Origin of the sequence: Streptomyces canus (genome assembly GCF_030816965.1) — a bacterium.
Classification (GTDB): domain Bacteria; phylum Actinomycetota; class Actinomycetes; order Streptomycetales; family Streptomycetaceae; genus Streptomyces; species Streptomyces canus_E.
This window is the reverse complement of the sequence record NZ_JAUSYQ010000002.1, coordinates 4,747,501-4,764,033: the sequence shown is the minus strand read 5'-3', so window position 1 is coordinate 4,764,033 and position 16,533 is coordinate 4,747,501. Positions and strand designations below refer to the sequence as shown.

9 protein-coding genes (1 of these 9 only partly in view) are annotated in these 16,533 nt (G+C 72.5%); 5 read left to right on the top strand and 4 right to left on the bottom strand.

Annotation, left to right across the window (positions count from 1 at the left end; genetic code table 11):
* Nucleotides 1–59: 59 nt before the first annotated feature.
* Nucleotides 60–1,484 (bottom strand): hypothetical protein, encoded by a 1,425-nt coding sequence (locus QF027_RS22780; RefSeq protein ID WP_057609392.1) that lies wholly within the window; start codon nt 1,482–1,484, stop codon nt 60–62.
* Nucleotides 1,485–2,167: 683 nt separating this feature from the next.
* Between QF027_RS22780 and QF027_RS22775 the strand changes: the two genes are divergently transcribed.
* Together QF027_RS22775 and QF027_RS22770 are read left to right on the top strand one after the other, a co-directional pair.
* Complete coding sequence (locus tag QF027_RS22775; protein WP_307076638.1) at nt 2,168–4,255, top strand: asparagine synthase-related protein; 2,088 nt, start codon at nt 2,168–2,170, stop codon at nt 4,253–4,255.
* A 688-nt stretch (nt 4,256–4,943) separates the two neighbouring features.
* The gene (locus tag QF027_RS22770; protein WP_307076636.1) at nt 4,944–8,219 is read left to right on the top strand and encodes a BTAD domain-containing putative transcriptional regulator; all 3,276 of its coding nucleotides are present in this window, start codon (nt 4,944–4,946) and stop codon (nt 8,217–8,219) included.
* Here QF027_RS22770 and QF027_RS22765 read toward each other — a convergent pair.
* Together QF027_RS22765 and QF027_RS22760 are read right to left on the bottom strand one after the other, a co-directional pair.
* Entirely contained in the window at nt 8,206–10,161 is a 1,956-nt protein-coding gene (locus QF027_RS22765) for a sigma-70 family RNA polymerase sigma factor (RefSeq protein WP_307076634.1), read from the bottom strand. The genes QF027_RS22770 and QF027_RS22765 overlap by 14 nt on opposite strands.
* A gap of 260 nt (nt 10,162–10,421) precedes the next feature.
* Entirely contained in the window at nt 10,422–11,204 is a 783-nt protein-coding gene (locus QF027_RS22760; protein WP_306979347.1) for a TetR/AcrR family transcriptional regulator, read from the bottom strand.
* A 374-nt stretch (nt 11,205–11,578) separates the two neighbouring features.
* Between QF027_RS22760 and QF027_RS22755 the strand changes: the two genes are divergently transcribed.
* Together QF027_RS22755 and QF027_RS22750 are read left to right on the top strand one after the other, a co-directional pair.
* A complete protein-coding gene (locus tag QF027_RS22755; protein ID WP_306979349.1) occupies nt 11,579–12,958 on the top strand; it encodes an NAD(P)/FAD-dependent oxidoreductase in 1,380 nt (459 codons plus the stop codon).
* 218 nt (nt 12,959–13,176) lie between these two features.
* A complete protein-coding gene (locus QF027_RS22750; protein WP_306979351.1) occupies nt 13,177–14,823 on the top strand; it encodes an ATP-binding SpoIIE family protein phosphatase in 1,647 nt (548 codons plus the stop codon).
* Nucleotides 14,824–14,872: 49 nt separating this feature from the next.
* Here the strand turns inward: QF027_RS22750 and QF027_RS22745 are convergent, their stop codons facing one another.
* Nucleotides 14,873–16,141, bottom strand: a complete 1,269-nt coding sequence (locus QF027_RS22745; RefSeq protein WP_307082467.1) for an MFS transporter — start codon at nt 16,139–16,141, stop codon at nt 14,873–14,875.
* A gap of 122 nt (nt 16,142–16,263) precedes the next feature.
* Here QF027_RS22745 and QF027_RS22740 point away from each other — a divergent pair, with 122 nt between their 5' ends.
* A protein-coding gene (locus QF027_RS22740) for a MarR family winged helix-turn-helix transcriptional regulator (protein ID WP_307076631.1) crosses the window boundary here: on the top strand, nt 16,264–16,533 show its start. The gene runs 279 nt beyond the window's last position; the window shows 270 of its 549 coding nt (coding positions 1–270); its start codon is at nt 16,264–16,266; the stop codon falls past the right edge of the window.

The following is a 16,533-nucleotide window of genomic DNA, read 5'->3' as shown; positions in this document are numbered from 1 at the left end:
TAGTGCACTGCACCACTGACAGTCACTTCAAACGCGGGGGCGGTGACGGCCGCCGGGGCTCAGGCCGGCGCCATCAGCAGCGGCCGGGCCCGCTCCCGGAGCTCCACCACCCGCGGCTCATCACCGTACGGCTCCAGCCGATGGAGCAGATCCTTCACGTACTCGGTGGTACGGGCCGAGGAGATCCGCCCCGCGACCTCCACCGCCCGCACGCCCTGCTCGCAGGCCGCGTCGAGATTGCCCGACTCGAGCTCGGCGACCGCCGAGACGACCAGGCGGAGCCCGTGCGACCGTACGAACTCCTCCGTCGGCTTCGACAGCGCCTGCTCCGTGAACCGTCGCACCTGACGCGGTGCCTTCAGATCCCGGTAGCACTCGGCCGCGTCGGCGGCGAACCGGTCGTACGAGTAGAACCCGAGCCACGACGGATCGTTGTCCCCGTCCCGGGACCGCTCCAGCCACCCCTCGGCCGCCTTGAGCGCCGCTCCGGCCGCGGCGGCGTCACCAGCACGCGCGTGTGCCCGTGCCTCGACGAGCCGGAAGAAACTCATGGTGCGGGCCGTCGCCAGCCCCCGGTTGCGCTCCAGCGCGGCCTGCGCGAGATCGACCCCCTCGTCGCCGAAGCCTCGGTAGGTCGCCTGCAACGACATCGACGCCAGCACATACCCGCCGAGCGGTACGTCGGCGGCGGCCCGGGCCAGCCGCAGTGCCTGGATGTAGTACCGCTGCGCCGCCTCCTGCTGACCCGTGTCGAAGGCCATCCAGCCCGCGAGACGGGTGAGTTCGGCGGAGGCCCCGAACAGTGCCCGGCCCACTTCGTCGGAGTACGAGCCGAGCAGCAGCGGTGCCGCCTCCACCCGTAGACACTCCGGCACCATGGACGAACGCCAGTCGCCGCCTCCGTACTTGGAGTCCCAGCGCCTGGCGTCCTCGGCGGCCTCCCGCAGCTTCTGCACGTCGCTGTGGCCGACTTTGAGTGGTGCGCCCGAGTCCTCGGAGTGGTTCACCTCGCGCGCGACCGAGCTGTCGGCCGGGGTTATCAGCCACCGTGAGGCGGGCGTTGCGTATGCGCTCACTGCGAACGAACCGGCGAGGGACTGCCAGATGCCGCCCGCGCCCGACCGGCGGCCGGCGAGGTCGAGACGGTAGAGCTCCGTGGCCGACCTGACGGCCTGTCCGACGTCCCTGGGGAAGGCGAGACCCACCTCCGGCGCGGGATCCGCGTCCGCCAGGCCGATCTCGTGGAGCGGCACCGGGCGGCCGAGCTTCTGGCCGATGGCGGCGGCGATGAGGTGCGGCGCCGCACCTTGCGGCACCATTCCCTTCGACACCCAGCGCGCCACCGACGTCTTGTCGTAGCGAAGAGTCAACCCGCGTTGAGCGCCAAGATCGTTGACGCGACGCGCGAGTCCTGCGTTGCTGATTCCCGCGAGGGCGAGAACGGTGCCGAGTTTTTCGTTCGGCCCGCGTTGCTCCCTGGACATGCGCCACCCCTCGACACAGACGGCTGCCGCGCTGGCATAACCACGCGGCATTCGTAAACCCAGCGTAGTTCGCCGCATCCCAAGCGTTAAGAGGCATTGTTCCGGATGGCGGGATTGTGGTCCGTACTGAAGTACGGGTCCGATACGCGCAGTTGTGTCGTGCTCCCGTTGTGTGGCCGTGCGCCTGTCCGTGCGCTCTTCTCCGGCCACCGGGGGAGCGCTTCCATGGATGATGCGTGGGTCGGCCCGCTGTACTGGATCCAGTGGGCTGGGGGACACCGCCGCCTTCATCCCCGCGGGCGGCGGACGGGCCCGGGGGGCGAAGTGGCGTCTCCCGGGCTGCGCGCCTGTCGTGCGGCGCGCGGACTGTGTACGGAGCGTGCGCGAGCCTGTCCCCGTGACGCCGATTTGGCTGAAAACAGACCCTCGTCCTCGCGGGCGATCAGCCCTCCTACCATGGTAGTTGAGGGCGCGTTAGGCGTTTTGGGGGAGCGTATCGGGGGCGCATTCGCGTCGCACTTCCCTTGCCTCGCGTGGGTGTTCGCACGCGTACGCGGGTGTTCACAGGGGCGCGTTCCCCGCATCTCAAGCGACTCCACCGGCCCTCCGGCACGCTTCCTTCATGGCAGCATGGTGACCGGTTCGTACGGTGCACTGGTTGTCCACAGCCTGTGGAGGCGTCGATGCGGTGGTTGGTGGGATGGAGCAGCACCGCCGCGGGCGTCTCCGGAATCGGGACGGCGGGGGCGACCGGAGGCGACGGCGAGACCGTGCACCCGGTGGGTTCCCACCTGTTGTGGGGCGACCCGGATCCGCTGTGGGCGGTCGGCGACTGGCGCCCCGACGAGGTGCGCGTGGTCACGGTCGACGCGCAGACCCGGATCGCGGTCCTCGGCACCTGCGGGGCCTCCGACGAACAGCTGCGGGTCGGACTGCTCGCCGCGCGCGGAGGGGCACTTCGGCATCTGACGGCCTGGTCGGGGGCGTACACGGCGGTGGTCCAGGTGGGCCGCCGGATCACCGTGGGCGGCGATCTGGCGGGCGCGCGGCCGGTGTTCTACACCCCCTGGGCCGGCGGTACGGCCTACGCGACGGCGGCCCTGCCCCTGGCCGACCTCATCGAGGCCAACCTCGACTTCGGGCACCTCGCCGCGCTGCTCGCCGCCCCCGACGTACCGGCCGCGCTCCACGACTCCACGCCCTACGAGGGCGTACGGCGCATTCCGCCGGGTCACGCGCTGATCCTGCGCAACGGCGCACGCGAGATCGCCGGCTACGAGCCGGTCGCCTCCCTCGCGGTCGCCGCGCCCTCCGCCGACCCGGACAGCGCGGTCGACGGTGTGCGGGACGCTCTGGTCGAGGCGGTGCGTGCCCGGCTCTCCGCGCCCCGCCACGTGCCCGACATCGACCCCGGTCCCGTGCCCGGCATGGGGCCCGCCGAACGCCGTGCCGCGCGCGGGATGCCGGTACCGGGGATCGGGGCCGACCTGTCCGGGGGGCCCGCGTCGGGGACGCTCGCCCTGCTGGCCGCCGGGCTGCCAGGGATGCCGGGGACGGTCCTGGGGCACGGCACCGGGGCCGGCGAGCGGCTGCTCGCGGTCACCTTCAACGACCTCGCCGTGGGCGGACGGGAGGCCGAGCTGGAACGGGCGGGGACGCTCGCGGCGAATCCCCGGCTGCACCATGTGGTGGTGACCGGCGGCGAGGAAACGCTTCCCTACGCCGAACTGGACGGGCCGCTGACGGACGAACCCGGGCCGTGCCTGGTGACGGCCGCGCGGCACCGTGCTCGGCTGGCCGCGGGCAGCGCCGACCACTTCACCGGCTACGGGGCCCGGCAGGTGCTGGACGCGCATCCGGCGCGCCTCGCGGACCTGCTGATGGACCGCAAGCGGCGCCATCTGGTCCGGCCTGTGGCCGCCCTGACCAAGGCGGACGGTTCCGTACTCGTCCCCGCGCGGGTGTACGGCGCCGCGCGGCGGCTGGCCCGTACGCCGTACCGGGTCGGTCTGGAGATGTTGGCCGACCGGCTCATGCACCAGCGTTTCGACGAACCCGGGGGTGCGGTGGGGGCGTCTCTCGCCGCGCTCACCTGGGCCAGACCGGGCCCTGCGGCGCGCTGGCTGACGGGGGAGGCGCTGGCTGAAGTATCGGTTCGCCTGCAGGGGGCCACGCATCGATCCGGGGTGGGGCCCGGGCAGCATCCCGGCGATTTCCGCGCGCGTGCGGCACTCGCGCGTCACGCCTCGGACCTTCGCGTCCTGGAGCAGGCCGCGGAGATCCGCTCCCAGCGGCTGCACGCGCCGTTCCTGGACAACCAGGTGGTGCGTGCCTGCCGTGCCCTTCCCGAGGCGCTGCGGGTCCGGCCGGGGGCCCGTGCGGAAATCCTCCGTACGGTCCTGGAGGGCGCCGGTGTCTCCGACCTCCCGCCCGGCTGGGGTGCCCCGTCCCACGCGTCCTCGGCCGCGGCGACCCGTACGGGGCTGCGGGTGGCGGCGGACTCCTTGATGTCCCTGTTCGGCACGCCGTTACTGGCGCAGGCGGGGCTGGTGGAGGCCCGGGTGGTCCGCAAGGCGCTGCGGGCGGCGGCGGAGGGCGAACCCCTGCCTCTGGACGGCTTGGCGGACCTGGTCTCGCTGGAGCTGTGGCTGGGTCGGCTGCTGGCCCGCCGAGGCACCTGCTGGACCGGAACCCCGGCACGCGCGCGTGCGGTACCGGCGGGGATCCGGCCGCAGCGGGGGGCGTTGGGGGCGGGTGCCTCCGGCGGTTGAGCGGGGGTGCCTGCGGCGGCCTGCTTCGGTTCGGTGGGGGCGGGCGTTGTGCGCGGTTCCCCGCGCCCCTGAGTGCCTGTGGCGGCCCGTTTCGGCTTTGGCGGGGGCGGGTGCCTCCGGCGGTTGGGCGGGGTGCCTGCGGCGGCCTGTTTCGGTTCGGTGGGGGCGGGTGTAGCGCGTGCGGTCTGTGGGTGGGTCGGGGCCGGGGTGGGGGGTATCCGTCCTCGGTCCGGCGGCTCGGTTTCTTTGAGCAGGGCTCGGTGCCGGACGCCGGCCGCTGCGGGCGGACACCCCCACCCCGTCCCCTTGCCGCCGTACACGGCCAACGGTCCGGCGGGGCACGCGGTGCGGTGAACGGTCCGGCGGGGCGCGCGGTGCGGTGAACGGTCCGTTGTGGTGGGCGAGGTGGCGAATGGTCCTTCGTGGCGCGGGGTGCGGTGATCGGTCCGTCGGGGCGCGCGAGGTGGCGAACGGTCCGTCGTGGCGCGGGTGGCTGCAGCTCCCCAGGGGCGCGGGGAACTGCGCGACGAGCCACAACGGACCCGCCGCCGCCGGACAACCCGACCCGGCACCCCCAATAGGCGCCCGGCCCAAGCCCCGCGCCCGCGGCCCGCCCCGAGGACACAGCCAGGCACACCCATCGGCGAAACTCCCCGGCTCCTGTCAGGAACCCGGCGACAATGGCTCCGTGCGGTACAGAATCCTGGGCGTGACCGAGGCGGCGGACGATCACGGTACCGGCATACCCCTCGGCGGCCCCCGCGTGCGCGCCCTGCTCGCCGCCCTCGCCCTCCGCCCCGGCCGTACCGCGAGCCCCGAGACCCTGATCGACGAGGTCTGGGGTCAGGAGCCGCCCCAGGACGCCCCGGCCGCCCTCCAGGCACTGGTCGGCCGGCTCCGCCGTACCGTCGGCAAGGACGCGATCGTCTCCGAACCCGGCGGCTACCGGCTGGCCGCCGCCGAGGACGACGTGGACCTGTATGTCTTCGAGCGCCTCGTACGGCAGGGAACCGTCGCCCTGGCCCACCGGGACGCACGGACAGCCGCGCGGAACCTCACCGCGGCCCTCGCCCTGTGGCGCGGTGACGCCCTCGCCGACCTCCCCGACCGCACCGCCGCGACCCGCCCCGAGACACTGCGCCTGGAGGCCACCCGGACCCGGATCGAAGCGGATCTGCTGCTCGGCCGTGCCCAGGACGTCGTACCGGAACTGAAGGAGCTGACCGGGACGCATCCGTACGACGAGCCGCTGCACGTTCTGCTCATCCGTGCCCTGCGCGACACCGGCCGCGGCGCCGACGCCCTCGCCGCCTACGAGACCGCCCGCCGCGCTCTCGCCGACGGCCTCGGCACCGACCCGGGCTCGGAGTTGCGAGACCTGCACGCCGAGCTGCTCACGGCACCTCTCAGCCGCCCCCGTGCCGAACGCACCGGCAACATCCGTCCGCGACTTACCTCTTTCGTGGGCCGGGAACCCGAACTCGACGCCATCCGTTCCGAATTGCACAGGGCCCGCCTCGTCACCCTCACCGGACCGGGCGGATCCGGAAAGACCCGTCTCGCCGAGGAAGCCGCCTCCGGGTTCCCGCAGGCGTGGCTGGTCGAGCTCGCCCCGCTCGACCGGCCTGAGGCGGTGCCCGGCGCGGTGGTCAGCGCGCTCGGTCTGCGCGAGACCGTGCTCATGACCACCGAGCTGACGGCCCCGCAGGACGACCCGATCGCCCTGCTCGTCGAGTACTGCGGCCAGCGCAGTGAGCTCCTGATCCTTGACAACTGCGAACATGTCATCGAGGCGGCGGCCCGCCTCGCGGAGACCCTCCTCACCCGCTGCCCGGGGCTCACCGTCCTCGCCACCAGCCGGGAACCCCTGGGCGTGCCTGGCGAATCCGTGCGGCCGGTCGAACCCCTCCTCCCCGACCAGGCCCACCGCCTGTTCGCCGAGCGCGCCGCCGCCGTCCGCCCCGACGCGGCCACCGTGCTCGCCGACCAGGAGGCCGTCGCCGAGATCTGCCGGCGCCTCGACGGGCTGCCGCTCGCCATCGAACTGGCGGCGGCCCGCCTGCGCCTGCTCACCCCCCGCCAGATCGCCGACCGCCTCGACGACCGTTTCCGCCTGCTGACCTCCGGCAGCCGTACCGTCCTGCCCCGCCAGCAGACCCTGCGGGCCGTCGTCGACTGGTCCTGGGAGCTGCTGGACGAGCGGGAACGGACACTGCTGTGCGAGGTGTCCGTGTTCGCGGGCGGCTGGGAGCTGGAAGCGGCGGAGGCCGTGTGCACCGGGCCGGCCGCGGAGCTGCTGGGTGCACTCGTGGACAAGTCCCTGATCGTGGCCACCCCACACGAGCGGGACGGCTCCGACGGCATGCGCTACCGCCTGCTGGAGACCATCCACGAGTACGCCGTCGAGCGCGCCGCCGAGCGCCCCGAGCTGCGCGCCGCCGCCGAGCTCCGGCACCGCGCGTGGGTGCGCGCGCTCGTCGAGGAGGCCGAACCGCAGCTGCGTTCGGCCGGACAGCTCCCGTGGATCTCCCGTCTGGAGACCGAGCTGGACAACATCCGCGCGGGCGTCGACCGCACGCTCACCGCGGGCGACGAGGCGCAGGCCGGTGCCCTGGTTCTCGCCATGGGCTGGTTCTGGTGGCTGCGCAACTACCGCCGCGAGGGAATGACCTGGGTGGACAGGCTCCTGCGCCTGGGGGTGGCCCTGGACGGGGCGGCCATGACGGGCACGCACCACCTCCGGTCCGATGGCGAAGCCCCGGACCCGATCGACGCCTACCTCACCGCCCCGCACACCGAGACGAACCACCCGGCACACCGCCGACGCATGAACCTCCGGATGCTGCATCTCTTCCTCAAGGCCGAGACGGAGCCCATGGACGGCGATCTGGACCCCCGGCTGCGCCGCTATGTGGAACTCGTCCGCAACCACTTCGCCCAGGGCGGCCCGGACGCCGCCCGCCTCCCCGGCATCGTCTGGCCCATGATCGGCCTCACGCTGAAGGAACCGGTGGACATCCGCCCCCTGATGGACGCCTCCGTCGCCCACTGCCGAACCCACGGCGACGACTGGGCCGTAGCCACCGCCCTGATGCTGCGCACCCACATGGTGGTCGACTCCCCGGGCGGCCTGACCGGTGTGGACGACGACCTGGAGGAACTCCGCGTGCTCAGCCGCCGCGTGGGCGACCGCTGGCTGCGCGCCCAGGTCAGCAGCGCGGCCGGCGAGGCTGCCATGGCCCGCGGCCGCCCCGCCGAGGCCAAGGAGGAGTACGAGGAGGCACTGCGCCTCGCCTACGAGGTGGGGGCGTACGCCGAGACGCCGTTTCTCATCGCCCGGCTCGCCGAGGTCGCGTACCGCACCGGCGACCGCTCCACCGCGCTGACCACCCTGGACGAGGCGAGCGCCGCGGGTGACCGGTACGGCGTCCCGGAGACCCGGGCGTTCGTCAGGCTGATGCGGGCCCACATCGCCCTGGAGGACAAGGACACCGCCCGTGCGCGCGAGTTGGTCGACGGGGTGCGCGAGGAGATCGGTCAGTCGTCCCCGCCACCCCAGTTCACGGTGATGCTGAACTCGGTCGCCGCGATGGTGACTGCCGCCGAGTCGGGCCCGGAGCAGGGACTGCCCCTGCTGGCGGACACCGTCCGGGAGGCGATCGAGAGGCGGTGTTCCGACACGGTCGTGGCGACGCTCGTGGACGGCGCGGCGGCCCTGCTCTGCGACCTCGGCGACCTCCCGCGCGCGGTCCGGCTGCTCGGCGCCGCGGACCGCTGGCGCGGCGGCGACCCGCGCCCGCACCCCGAATGCGTGGAGGCGGAGCGAGCGGAGGCCACCGCCCGCACCGTCCTGGGCCCCGTGCGCTACGCGGCGGAACACGCCCGGGGCTCGGCCCTCACCCCGGCCGAGGCCCTCGCCGAACTCGACGAGGTGGAGTGGGCGCGGCGCGCTATGAACACCTGAACTTCGACTCCGCCCAGTCCGCGAGCATCACGTCGTCGATGGGGCTGTGCGGCTCGACCACCAGGCGTACGGACCTGCGCCCGGCGAGGTTCACATGCACGGGCACGGCCCGTTCGCCGCCCTCGAGCAGCCCGGACCTCCACAGCCGCACCCCGTCGGCGTAGACGGAGAAGTACACCTTGCCGAGGCCAAGCGTCATGTCGTCGACGCCGACCATCGCGTCGTAGGAGGAGCAGGCGCGGTTGAGGTCGATCGTGACGGAGGAGCGGCCGTGCACGGTCACGCCGTGGGCGTACGCCTGGTCGGCGACCGAGACGCCGTAACGCTGCCACACCCAGCTGCTCTCGCCGATCCGCATCTCGGGCTCGCTGCCGTCGCCGGAGATGTCGTAGGCCAGCTCGCTCCACTGGTGGAAGGCCGGAGGGGGCGGGGGAGTCGGCGTAGGGGTGGGCGTGGGCGTGGGCGTGGGGGCGGGCGTCGGGGGCGGTGTCGGCTTCGGCGTGGGAGTCGGGGTGGGCTTCTGGGCCGGTGTGGGAGTGCGGGTCGGTGTCGGCTTCGGGGACGGTGCGGCCGCGACGGGGATCACGGGGGGCGCCGGCTCGGGCTTCCTCGGGGAAGGCGTGGGCGCGGGATCGGCCGGCTCGACCACCGGCGTGGGCGCGGGGTCGGCCGGCTCGACCACCGGCGCGGACGCGGGCGGTTTGGCGTCCGGCTTCCTGGCCGGGCTGTCGTCGCCGGTCAGCGCGAGCGCCACCGCGGCGGCGGCCACGGCGACCACACCGGCCGCGATACCGGCCTTCACCGGCGCGCCCAGCCCCTCCGAGGCCGCTGCGCCGCCGGCTCCCGCTCCCCCCGAGGAGCCCCCGCGCGCTGCGGCGGCCGCGCCCGCGGCACCGGCCGCTCCCGCCCCGGCGCCGCCCGCGACGAGCCCGACGGCCTTGGCGTACCCGGCAGCCCCGAACCAGCCGATGACCGCGATCGGTACGACGGCCGGGATACCGCCGGCGACTTCCTTGATCTGGCCCGCGGCCAGCCGGCACTTGGCGCACTCCTCCAGGTGCTTGCGCAGACCCCGTTCGGCACGGGTGCGCAAGCCGCCGCGGGTGTAGGCGCCCAGCCGGTCGGCGTAGCGGGCGCACTCCTCGTCGGCGGCGAGGGTGGCGCTGACGTGGGCCTGGAGGTACGCCTGCTTGAGGCCCTCGCGGGCGCGGCTGGCCAGCACACGCGTGCCATTGGCGTCGAGTCCGAAGAGCGTGGCGACCTCGCTCGGCGACTCGTCCTCGACCTCGGTGTGCCACAGGACGGCCTGCCAGCGTTCGGGCAGCGAGCGGAAGGCCTGCATGGCCATGGACTGCTCGGCCACATGCATCGCGCGCACGTCGGCGCCCAGGTCCAAGGCGTCGTCGGAGACCTCCGACGAACGCGTGGCCTGCGCGGCGAACACCGCGAAGTCGTCGACGAGCTGCTCCCGCCTGGCCGACTTCGTCCAGCCGACGGCGACGCGGCGGATGCTGGTGAGCAGATAGGGACGCACGGCGTGCTCGGGGCCGTGGCCGCCGCGTACGGCCTGCAACATGCGGGCGAAGACCTCGGCGGTGAGGTCGTCCGCCGTGTGGCCGTCGCGGCAACAGGTGCGGGCGTAGCGGCGCACCGACCCCGCGTGGCGCCGGTAGAGCTCTTCGTAGGCCGTGTCGTCGCCGGAGCGCATCCGATCGATCAGGTCGGCGTCGGACGTGGGCATCTCCCTGGGCGGCGGCAGGAGGCCGCCGTCCTGCCTCCGGTCGCGCTGCGCCGGGACGGTGCCCTCGACGGGTTCGCCGGCCTGTGCCGGGATTCCGCCCTGCGGGATCCCGGCGCGGCTGCCCTGGCCCGGCACCTGTGGGGTGCCCTCGGCTTCCCCGTCGCCCTCGCCAAGGGGTTCGTTCCGCCCGTCAACGCTCATCGCGGAATGCCCCCGCCGCCGGCCCAACCAGTCCCGAACACCGGGTCAGAGTGCCATATTGGCTTTTGGTCAGTGCCCTGCCGTACGGAGCATCCGCCCGCCTGTGGGGACTTCCCGCACGGCAGCACCGAGGATCATCCGTCCGGGGAAGACTCAACTGTCGCGGCTGGTGCAGGAGTTGGTTCGCCCGCCCGGAAAGCGCCGGAATGTTCCCGGGTGCGGACGTCAGACGACCGCACCCCCGCTGTCATCCTTTCGAGTCACACCGGCCGGGACCGCAACCCCTCCAGCAGGATGTCCAGCAGCCGCGCCGAGGCCGCCGCCTGCTGCGCCGCGTCCGGCAGCGAGGGCGCCGCGGTCGCGATCACCAGCAGGACGTCCGACACCGACACATCGGTCCGCAGCTCACCGGCCGCCCGTGCCCGGTCCACGAGCCGGCCCACGACCTCCAGCAGCGCCGCCGCCCCGGTGTCGTCGTCGGCGGAGACCATCGGGGCCTCCTCCGGCACCAGCCGCAGCTCGCCGGAGCCCGGAGTCGTCCGCTGCTGCGGCACCCGCGACCCGTCGTAGCCATCGGTGCCCTCGTCGGCGACGCCGACCCGCAGCACCTGCGGCGGCAGCAGCCGCCCGGCACCGGACGCGACCGACGTGCGCAGGAAGCGCGACAGCGCCGACCACGGCTCGTCCTCCTGGCCGAGCGCCGCCCGCGCCTGGTCGGTCAGCCGGGAGGTCTCCTCCTCGGCTATCCGCCGGACCAGGACGTCCTTGCTCGGGAAGCGCCGGTACACCGTGCCGACACCGACCCGGGCGCGCCGCGCCACGTCCTCCATCGGCGCGCCGTAGCCCAGCTCACCGAAGACCTCGCGCGCCGCGCGCAGTACGTGTTCCAGGTTGCGCTGTGCGTCCACGCGCAGCGGGGCCGAACGTGATCCGTCACGTCCGTTGCCCGCCGCGCTCATCGCCGAACCCATCGCGCCGCCCATCGCCCCGCCACCGGGTGCGATGGCGGACGCGGTAGACCAATGAGAGTCCTGAATGTGCATAAATAATCCCCCGGTAATGACGTCTCCCCCCGGAGACTCTCCCCGTCATCGAAAGCCGGAGCGTGCGGAACAAGCCCGTTTCGCGAGTCCGCCCGTCGCGGACCCGGAGCGCATCCCCCTACACCCCGTCGACACACGAACATAGTTGAGCGGGGGTCAATTCAGAAGGGGCAGGTTCCGCACGGAGCGCCCCCCGATCGGAGTACGGGTGCCAAACGCCCCGATTGCACCCCCTCCGCCCGCCCGGCGCACCCCCATTGACCTGCGCACCTTCCGCGCACTCCGCAGATCCGGCCAACCCGGCGCGCCGACGAACTCCGGTCACACAATTTGTCGAGGCTGTGGACAAACTCAAGCGACGGGTGCGTCATGGGATGGTGAAGGAACGTGCGCGCATTCTGGTTGTCGGCGGCGGCTACGTCGGGATGTACACGGCTCTGCGTCTGCAGCGGAAGCTGAAACGGGAACTCGATCGGGGAGAAGTCGAGATCACGATCGTCACGCCCGACCCGTACATGACCTATCAACCGTTCCTGCCGGAAGCGGCCGCCGGATCCATCTCCCCGCGCCATGTCGTCGTACCACTGCGCCGGGTCCTCGACCGCTGCCGTGTCGTCGTCGGCGAGGCCACCGCGATCGACCACGCCAAGCGCACGGCCTCCGTCACCACCCTCGCCACCGAGGAGGAGCGCACGGGCGGCGAGCAGCTGTCGTACGACGAACTCGTCCTCGCCCCTGGTTCGATCGCGCGCACGCTGCCGATCCCCGGACTCGCCGACCACGCCATCGGGTTCAAGACGGTCGAGGAGGCCATCGGCCTGCGCAACCACGTCATCGAGCAGATGGACATCGCCTCCTCCACCCGCGACCCCGCGATCCGCGACGCAGCCCTCACCTTCGTCTTCGTCGGCGGCGGCTACGCGGGCGTGGAGGCACTCGGCGAGCTGGAGGACATGGCCCGCTACACCGCGCGCTACTACCACAACGTCCGTCCCGAGGACATGAAGTGGATCCTCGTCGAGGCCTCCGACCGCATCCTCCCCGAGGTCGGCGAGGACATGGGCCGCTACACGGTCAGCGAACTGCGCCGCCGCAACATCGACGTACGCCTGAACACCCGCCTGGAGTCCTGCGTGGACCGCGTCGCCGTCCTCAGCGACGGCAACCGCTTTCCCACGCGTACGGTCGTGTGGACGGCCGGCGTCAAACCCAGCCCGCTCCTGGCCGCCACCGACCTCCCCCTCAATGACCGCGGGCGACTGAAGTGCACCCCTCAGCTCACCGTCGACGGCACCACGCACGCGTGGGCGGCCGGAGACGCGGCCGCCGTCCCGGACGTCACCGCCGAGGAGCCCGGCAAGGAGACGGCACCCAACGCCCAGCACGCCGTCCGCCAGGCCAGGGTCCTCGGCGACAACATCGTGCACGCGCTGCGGGGCGAGCCCCTGGAGACGTACTCCCACAAGTACGTCGGCTCGGTGGCCTCCCTGGGCCTCCACAAAGGTGTCGCGTACGTCTACGGACGCAAGCTGAAGGGCTACCCTGCCTGGTTCATGCACCGCGTCTACCACCTCAGCAGGGTCCCCACCTTCAACCGCAAGGCCCGCGTCCTGGCCGAATGGACCCTGTCGGGGCTCTTCAAGAGGGAGATCGTCTCCCTCGGTTCACTCGAACATCCCCGAGCGGAGTTCGAACTCGCGGCCGGTGGAAAACATCCTCACGACCCGAAGAACGACCCGAAGGGGTCGTCCTGACCGGACCGAGGAACTCCACGGACCGCCCCGGCGTCTGACGAATGTCGACCCGGTCGGTCACCCTGCCAGACTGGTGCCCGACTTCGGACGGGCAGCCGCCCGCCCCTCGAACCAAGAGGTTTCCCCGTGCTGCACCCCCGGGCTGCCGTCCCCAGCCCACCGGCCGGGCCCGGAGCCGGCCCGAAGACGCCGAAGACGACGACACGAGGCAAGGATTCGTGAACTTCACGCGCTGGAGCGCCCGCCTCCCCGGAACGCAGCGCCGCGCCGCAGCGCGGACCGACGATTTGGTCACCGAGGACCGCCTGAGCGACGGCGCCGTCCCCGCGGCCCGCGCCGAACAACTGACCGTGCCGGCTCCCGCCGTCGACGAACTCCCCGTACGCGAGGTCCTCGACCGTGTCCCCGCCCTCGTCGCCCTCGTCCACGGCCCCGACCACCGCCTCGCCTACGTCAACGACGCCTATGTGGTCGCCTTCGGCCTGCGCCCCACCGGCGAACCGGCCCGCCGAGCCCTCCCGGAGCTCGACGAGATCGGCCTCCTCCCGCTCCTCGACCAGGTCCTGCGCAGCGGCAAGCCACGCACCGTCAAGTCCCGCAAGGCCCCCGACGGCCGCTCCTACACCTTCACCTGCACCCCGGTGACGGAAGGACACGGCGGGGGTGGCGGTGGCAGCGGTGTCCTCGTATTCGCGACCGACGTCACCGACCACGCCGAGGCCGCCGAGCGCCTCCGGGCCAGCGAACGCCGCCAGCGCGAGACCGCCGTGACCCTCCAGCGCAGCCTGCTCCCCCAGGAACTCGAGGAACCGGACGACCTGCGCATCGCCGCCACCTATCTTCCCGGCGGCACGGAGGCCGCGGTCGGCGGCGACTGGTACGACGTCATCACCCTCGGCGGCGGCCGCACGGCCCTGGTCATCGGCGACGTCATGGGCCGAGGGGTCCGCGCGGCGGCGGTCATGGGCCAGCTCCGCACGGCCGTCAGGGCGTACGCCCGCCTGGACCTGCCCCCGCACGAGATCCTCCAGCTCCTGGACGGCCTCGCCATGGAGATCGACGCCAACCAGATCGCCACATGCGCGTACGCCATCCACGATCCGAACGAGGGCAAGCTGGTCTACGCCTCGGCTGGTCACCTGCCCATCCTGGTCCGTGACGAGAGCGGCGTCGTCCTGCGCGCCGACGAACCCACCGGCCCGCCGCTGGGCACCGGCGGCTGGATGCACACCTCGGGCTCCATCCCGCTCGGCCCCGGTTCCACGGCGGTGCTCTACACGGACGGCCTGGTCGAACGCCGTGACGAGGACCTGGACGAGGGCATCGCCGCGCTGGAGCGCGCCCTGGCCGGCGCGACCGGCACCCCCCAGGTGATCTGCGACCGCCTGGTCCGCTCGGCCGGCGTCACCGCGGAACACGACGACGACGTGGCCGTCATGGTCCTCCAGCACCCGGCCCACCTGGGCCCCGACGGCGATCTCTTCCGCAACGCCGCATTGGAACTGCTGGGCGGAGTCGAGGCGGCTCCACGCGCGCGTGCGTTCGCCTCCGGCGTGCTGACGAGCTGGCGGTTCCCGGTGGAACTGCATGATCTGGGCGTGCTGGCGGTGAGCGAGCTGGTCGCCAACTCCCTGCAGCACGGGGCCCCGCCCATGCGGTTGCGGCTCCGCCGTACCGACCGGCGACTGATCGTCGAGGTGACGGACGGGGACGACCATCTGCCCCGGCGTCGGCGCGCGGAACCCGGCGACGAGTCCGGCCGGGGCATCGCCATCGTGGCGACCATCGCGTCGAACTGGGGGTCGCGGAGGACTCCGGGGGGCGGGAAGGCGGTCTGGTGCGAGTTCGTGTTGCCGAAGGGGTAACGCCGCGGGGGGGTGCGGGTTGCCTGTGGCCGGTATGGGCGCGTCGCAGTCAGACGGTGACGGATTCCGTCTGCTTTCCCCCCTGGGCCACCACACGGCTCCTGCTCAGTGACGGCTGGTTCTGAGCCGGGGTCAGCTGCCTGCCCAGTCGCACGGCCAGGTAGGTGATCCCCAGGGAGAACAGCAGGAACGTCACGATGTACGGCGCATGCAGGGAGGCACCCATAGGGCCGCCGACCGCCGGGCCCACCGCCAGGGCGAGCTGCTTCACCAGGGCGAAGGCGGAGTTGTACTGGCCCGCCATTCCCTCCGGCGCCAGATCGGCGACCAGGGGGGCCACCGTCGGCGACAGCATCGCCTCACCCAGTCCGAACAAGGCGTACGTCGACACGAAGGCGGCCGTGGCCATCTCCCGGCTGCCGTGGCCGAGGCCTGCGTAGCCCGCCACGATCCACGCCACGGACCAGATGATCCCGACCGCGGCGATCACCCGTGACCGCTTCCGCCGCTCCACGAACTTCAGCACGGCGAACTGCGCCACCACGATCATCGCGGTGTTGGCGGCCAGAGCCGTCCCCAGCGCGGAGGTGGAGATACCGGCGGCCTCGACGCCGTAGGCGCTCAGCCCGGACTCGAACTGTCCGTAGCAGGCGAAGAACAACACGAAGCCCAACACGCACAGCTGCACCATGGCGCGGTTGCCGAGCAACTGCTTCCAGCCGCTCTTGGCGGACTGGGTCGGCGCGCCCTCGACGCGGGGCGCGTGCGGCAGCCGCAGGGTCGCCATCACGACCACCAGCAGCAGGAACACCGCCGCCTCGATCGCGAACAGCATGGTGAAGGACGTGGCGCTCGAGGTGTCGACGAGATGCCCGCCGATGAGACCCCCGACGCCGAGTCCGAGATTCTGCAGGAAGAACTGCGTCGCGAAAGCCCGGGACCGCGTCTCCGAGGTGGAGCAGTCCACGATCATCGTCGCCAGCGCCGGCTGCATGACGGCCTGACCGGCCCCCAGCGCGGCCGCCGCCAGCAGCACGGTCGCCGCATGGCCGGCGAGTCCGAGACTCAGTGCGCCGAGCGCGGCCGTGATCAGGGCGACGAGCAGCACCGGCAGCGGGCCCCGCCGGACGATGGCCCGCCCGGCGAACGGCAGCACGATCAGTGCCGCCACGGCGAAGACGGTGAGGACCAGCCCCGCCGTCATGGCCCCCAGCCCACGCACCTGCGCCACATAGACGTACAGATAGGGGACGGTGAAACCGAGCCCGAACGCGCTGAGTGCGTTGCCCACGTGGATCCGGCGCATCGCTGCGCCCATCGCCCTGGTCACGTTCACCTCTCTCACTAGTTAGGAGTGAAGACTTCAAAGCTAAAGTTCGAAGTTGAAGAGTACATAGTGAAGGACTTCAAGGCAAAGAAGGCGCGTGCCATACTGCGACCATGGCCGAGACTCCTGGCGTCCCCGAGCCGACGCTCGAAGAGCAGATCGCCGCCTACCAGCGCGAGTTCCAGGACCTCGACCCTCAGGTCGAGCAGATCGTCTCGGCGCTCTCTCGTCTGAACCGCCGCATGAACGTCGCTTATGGCCGTCAGACCGCAGATCTCGGCATCAGCAACGCCGAGTGGGAGGTCCTCAAGGCCCTCGTGCTCTCCGGTGCCCCCTATCGGATGGGTCCCAGCGATCTCGCCAAGCGCCTCGGCCTCACGCCG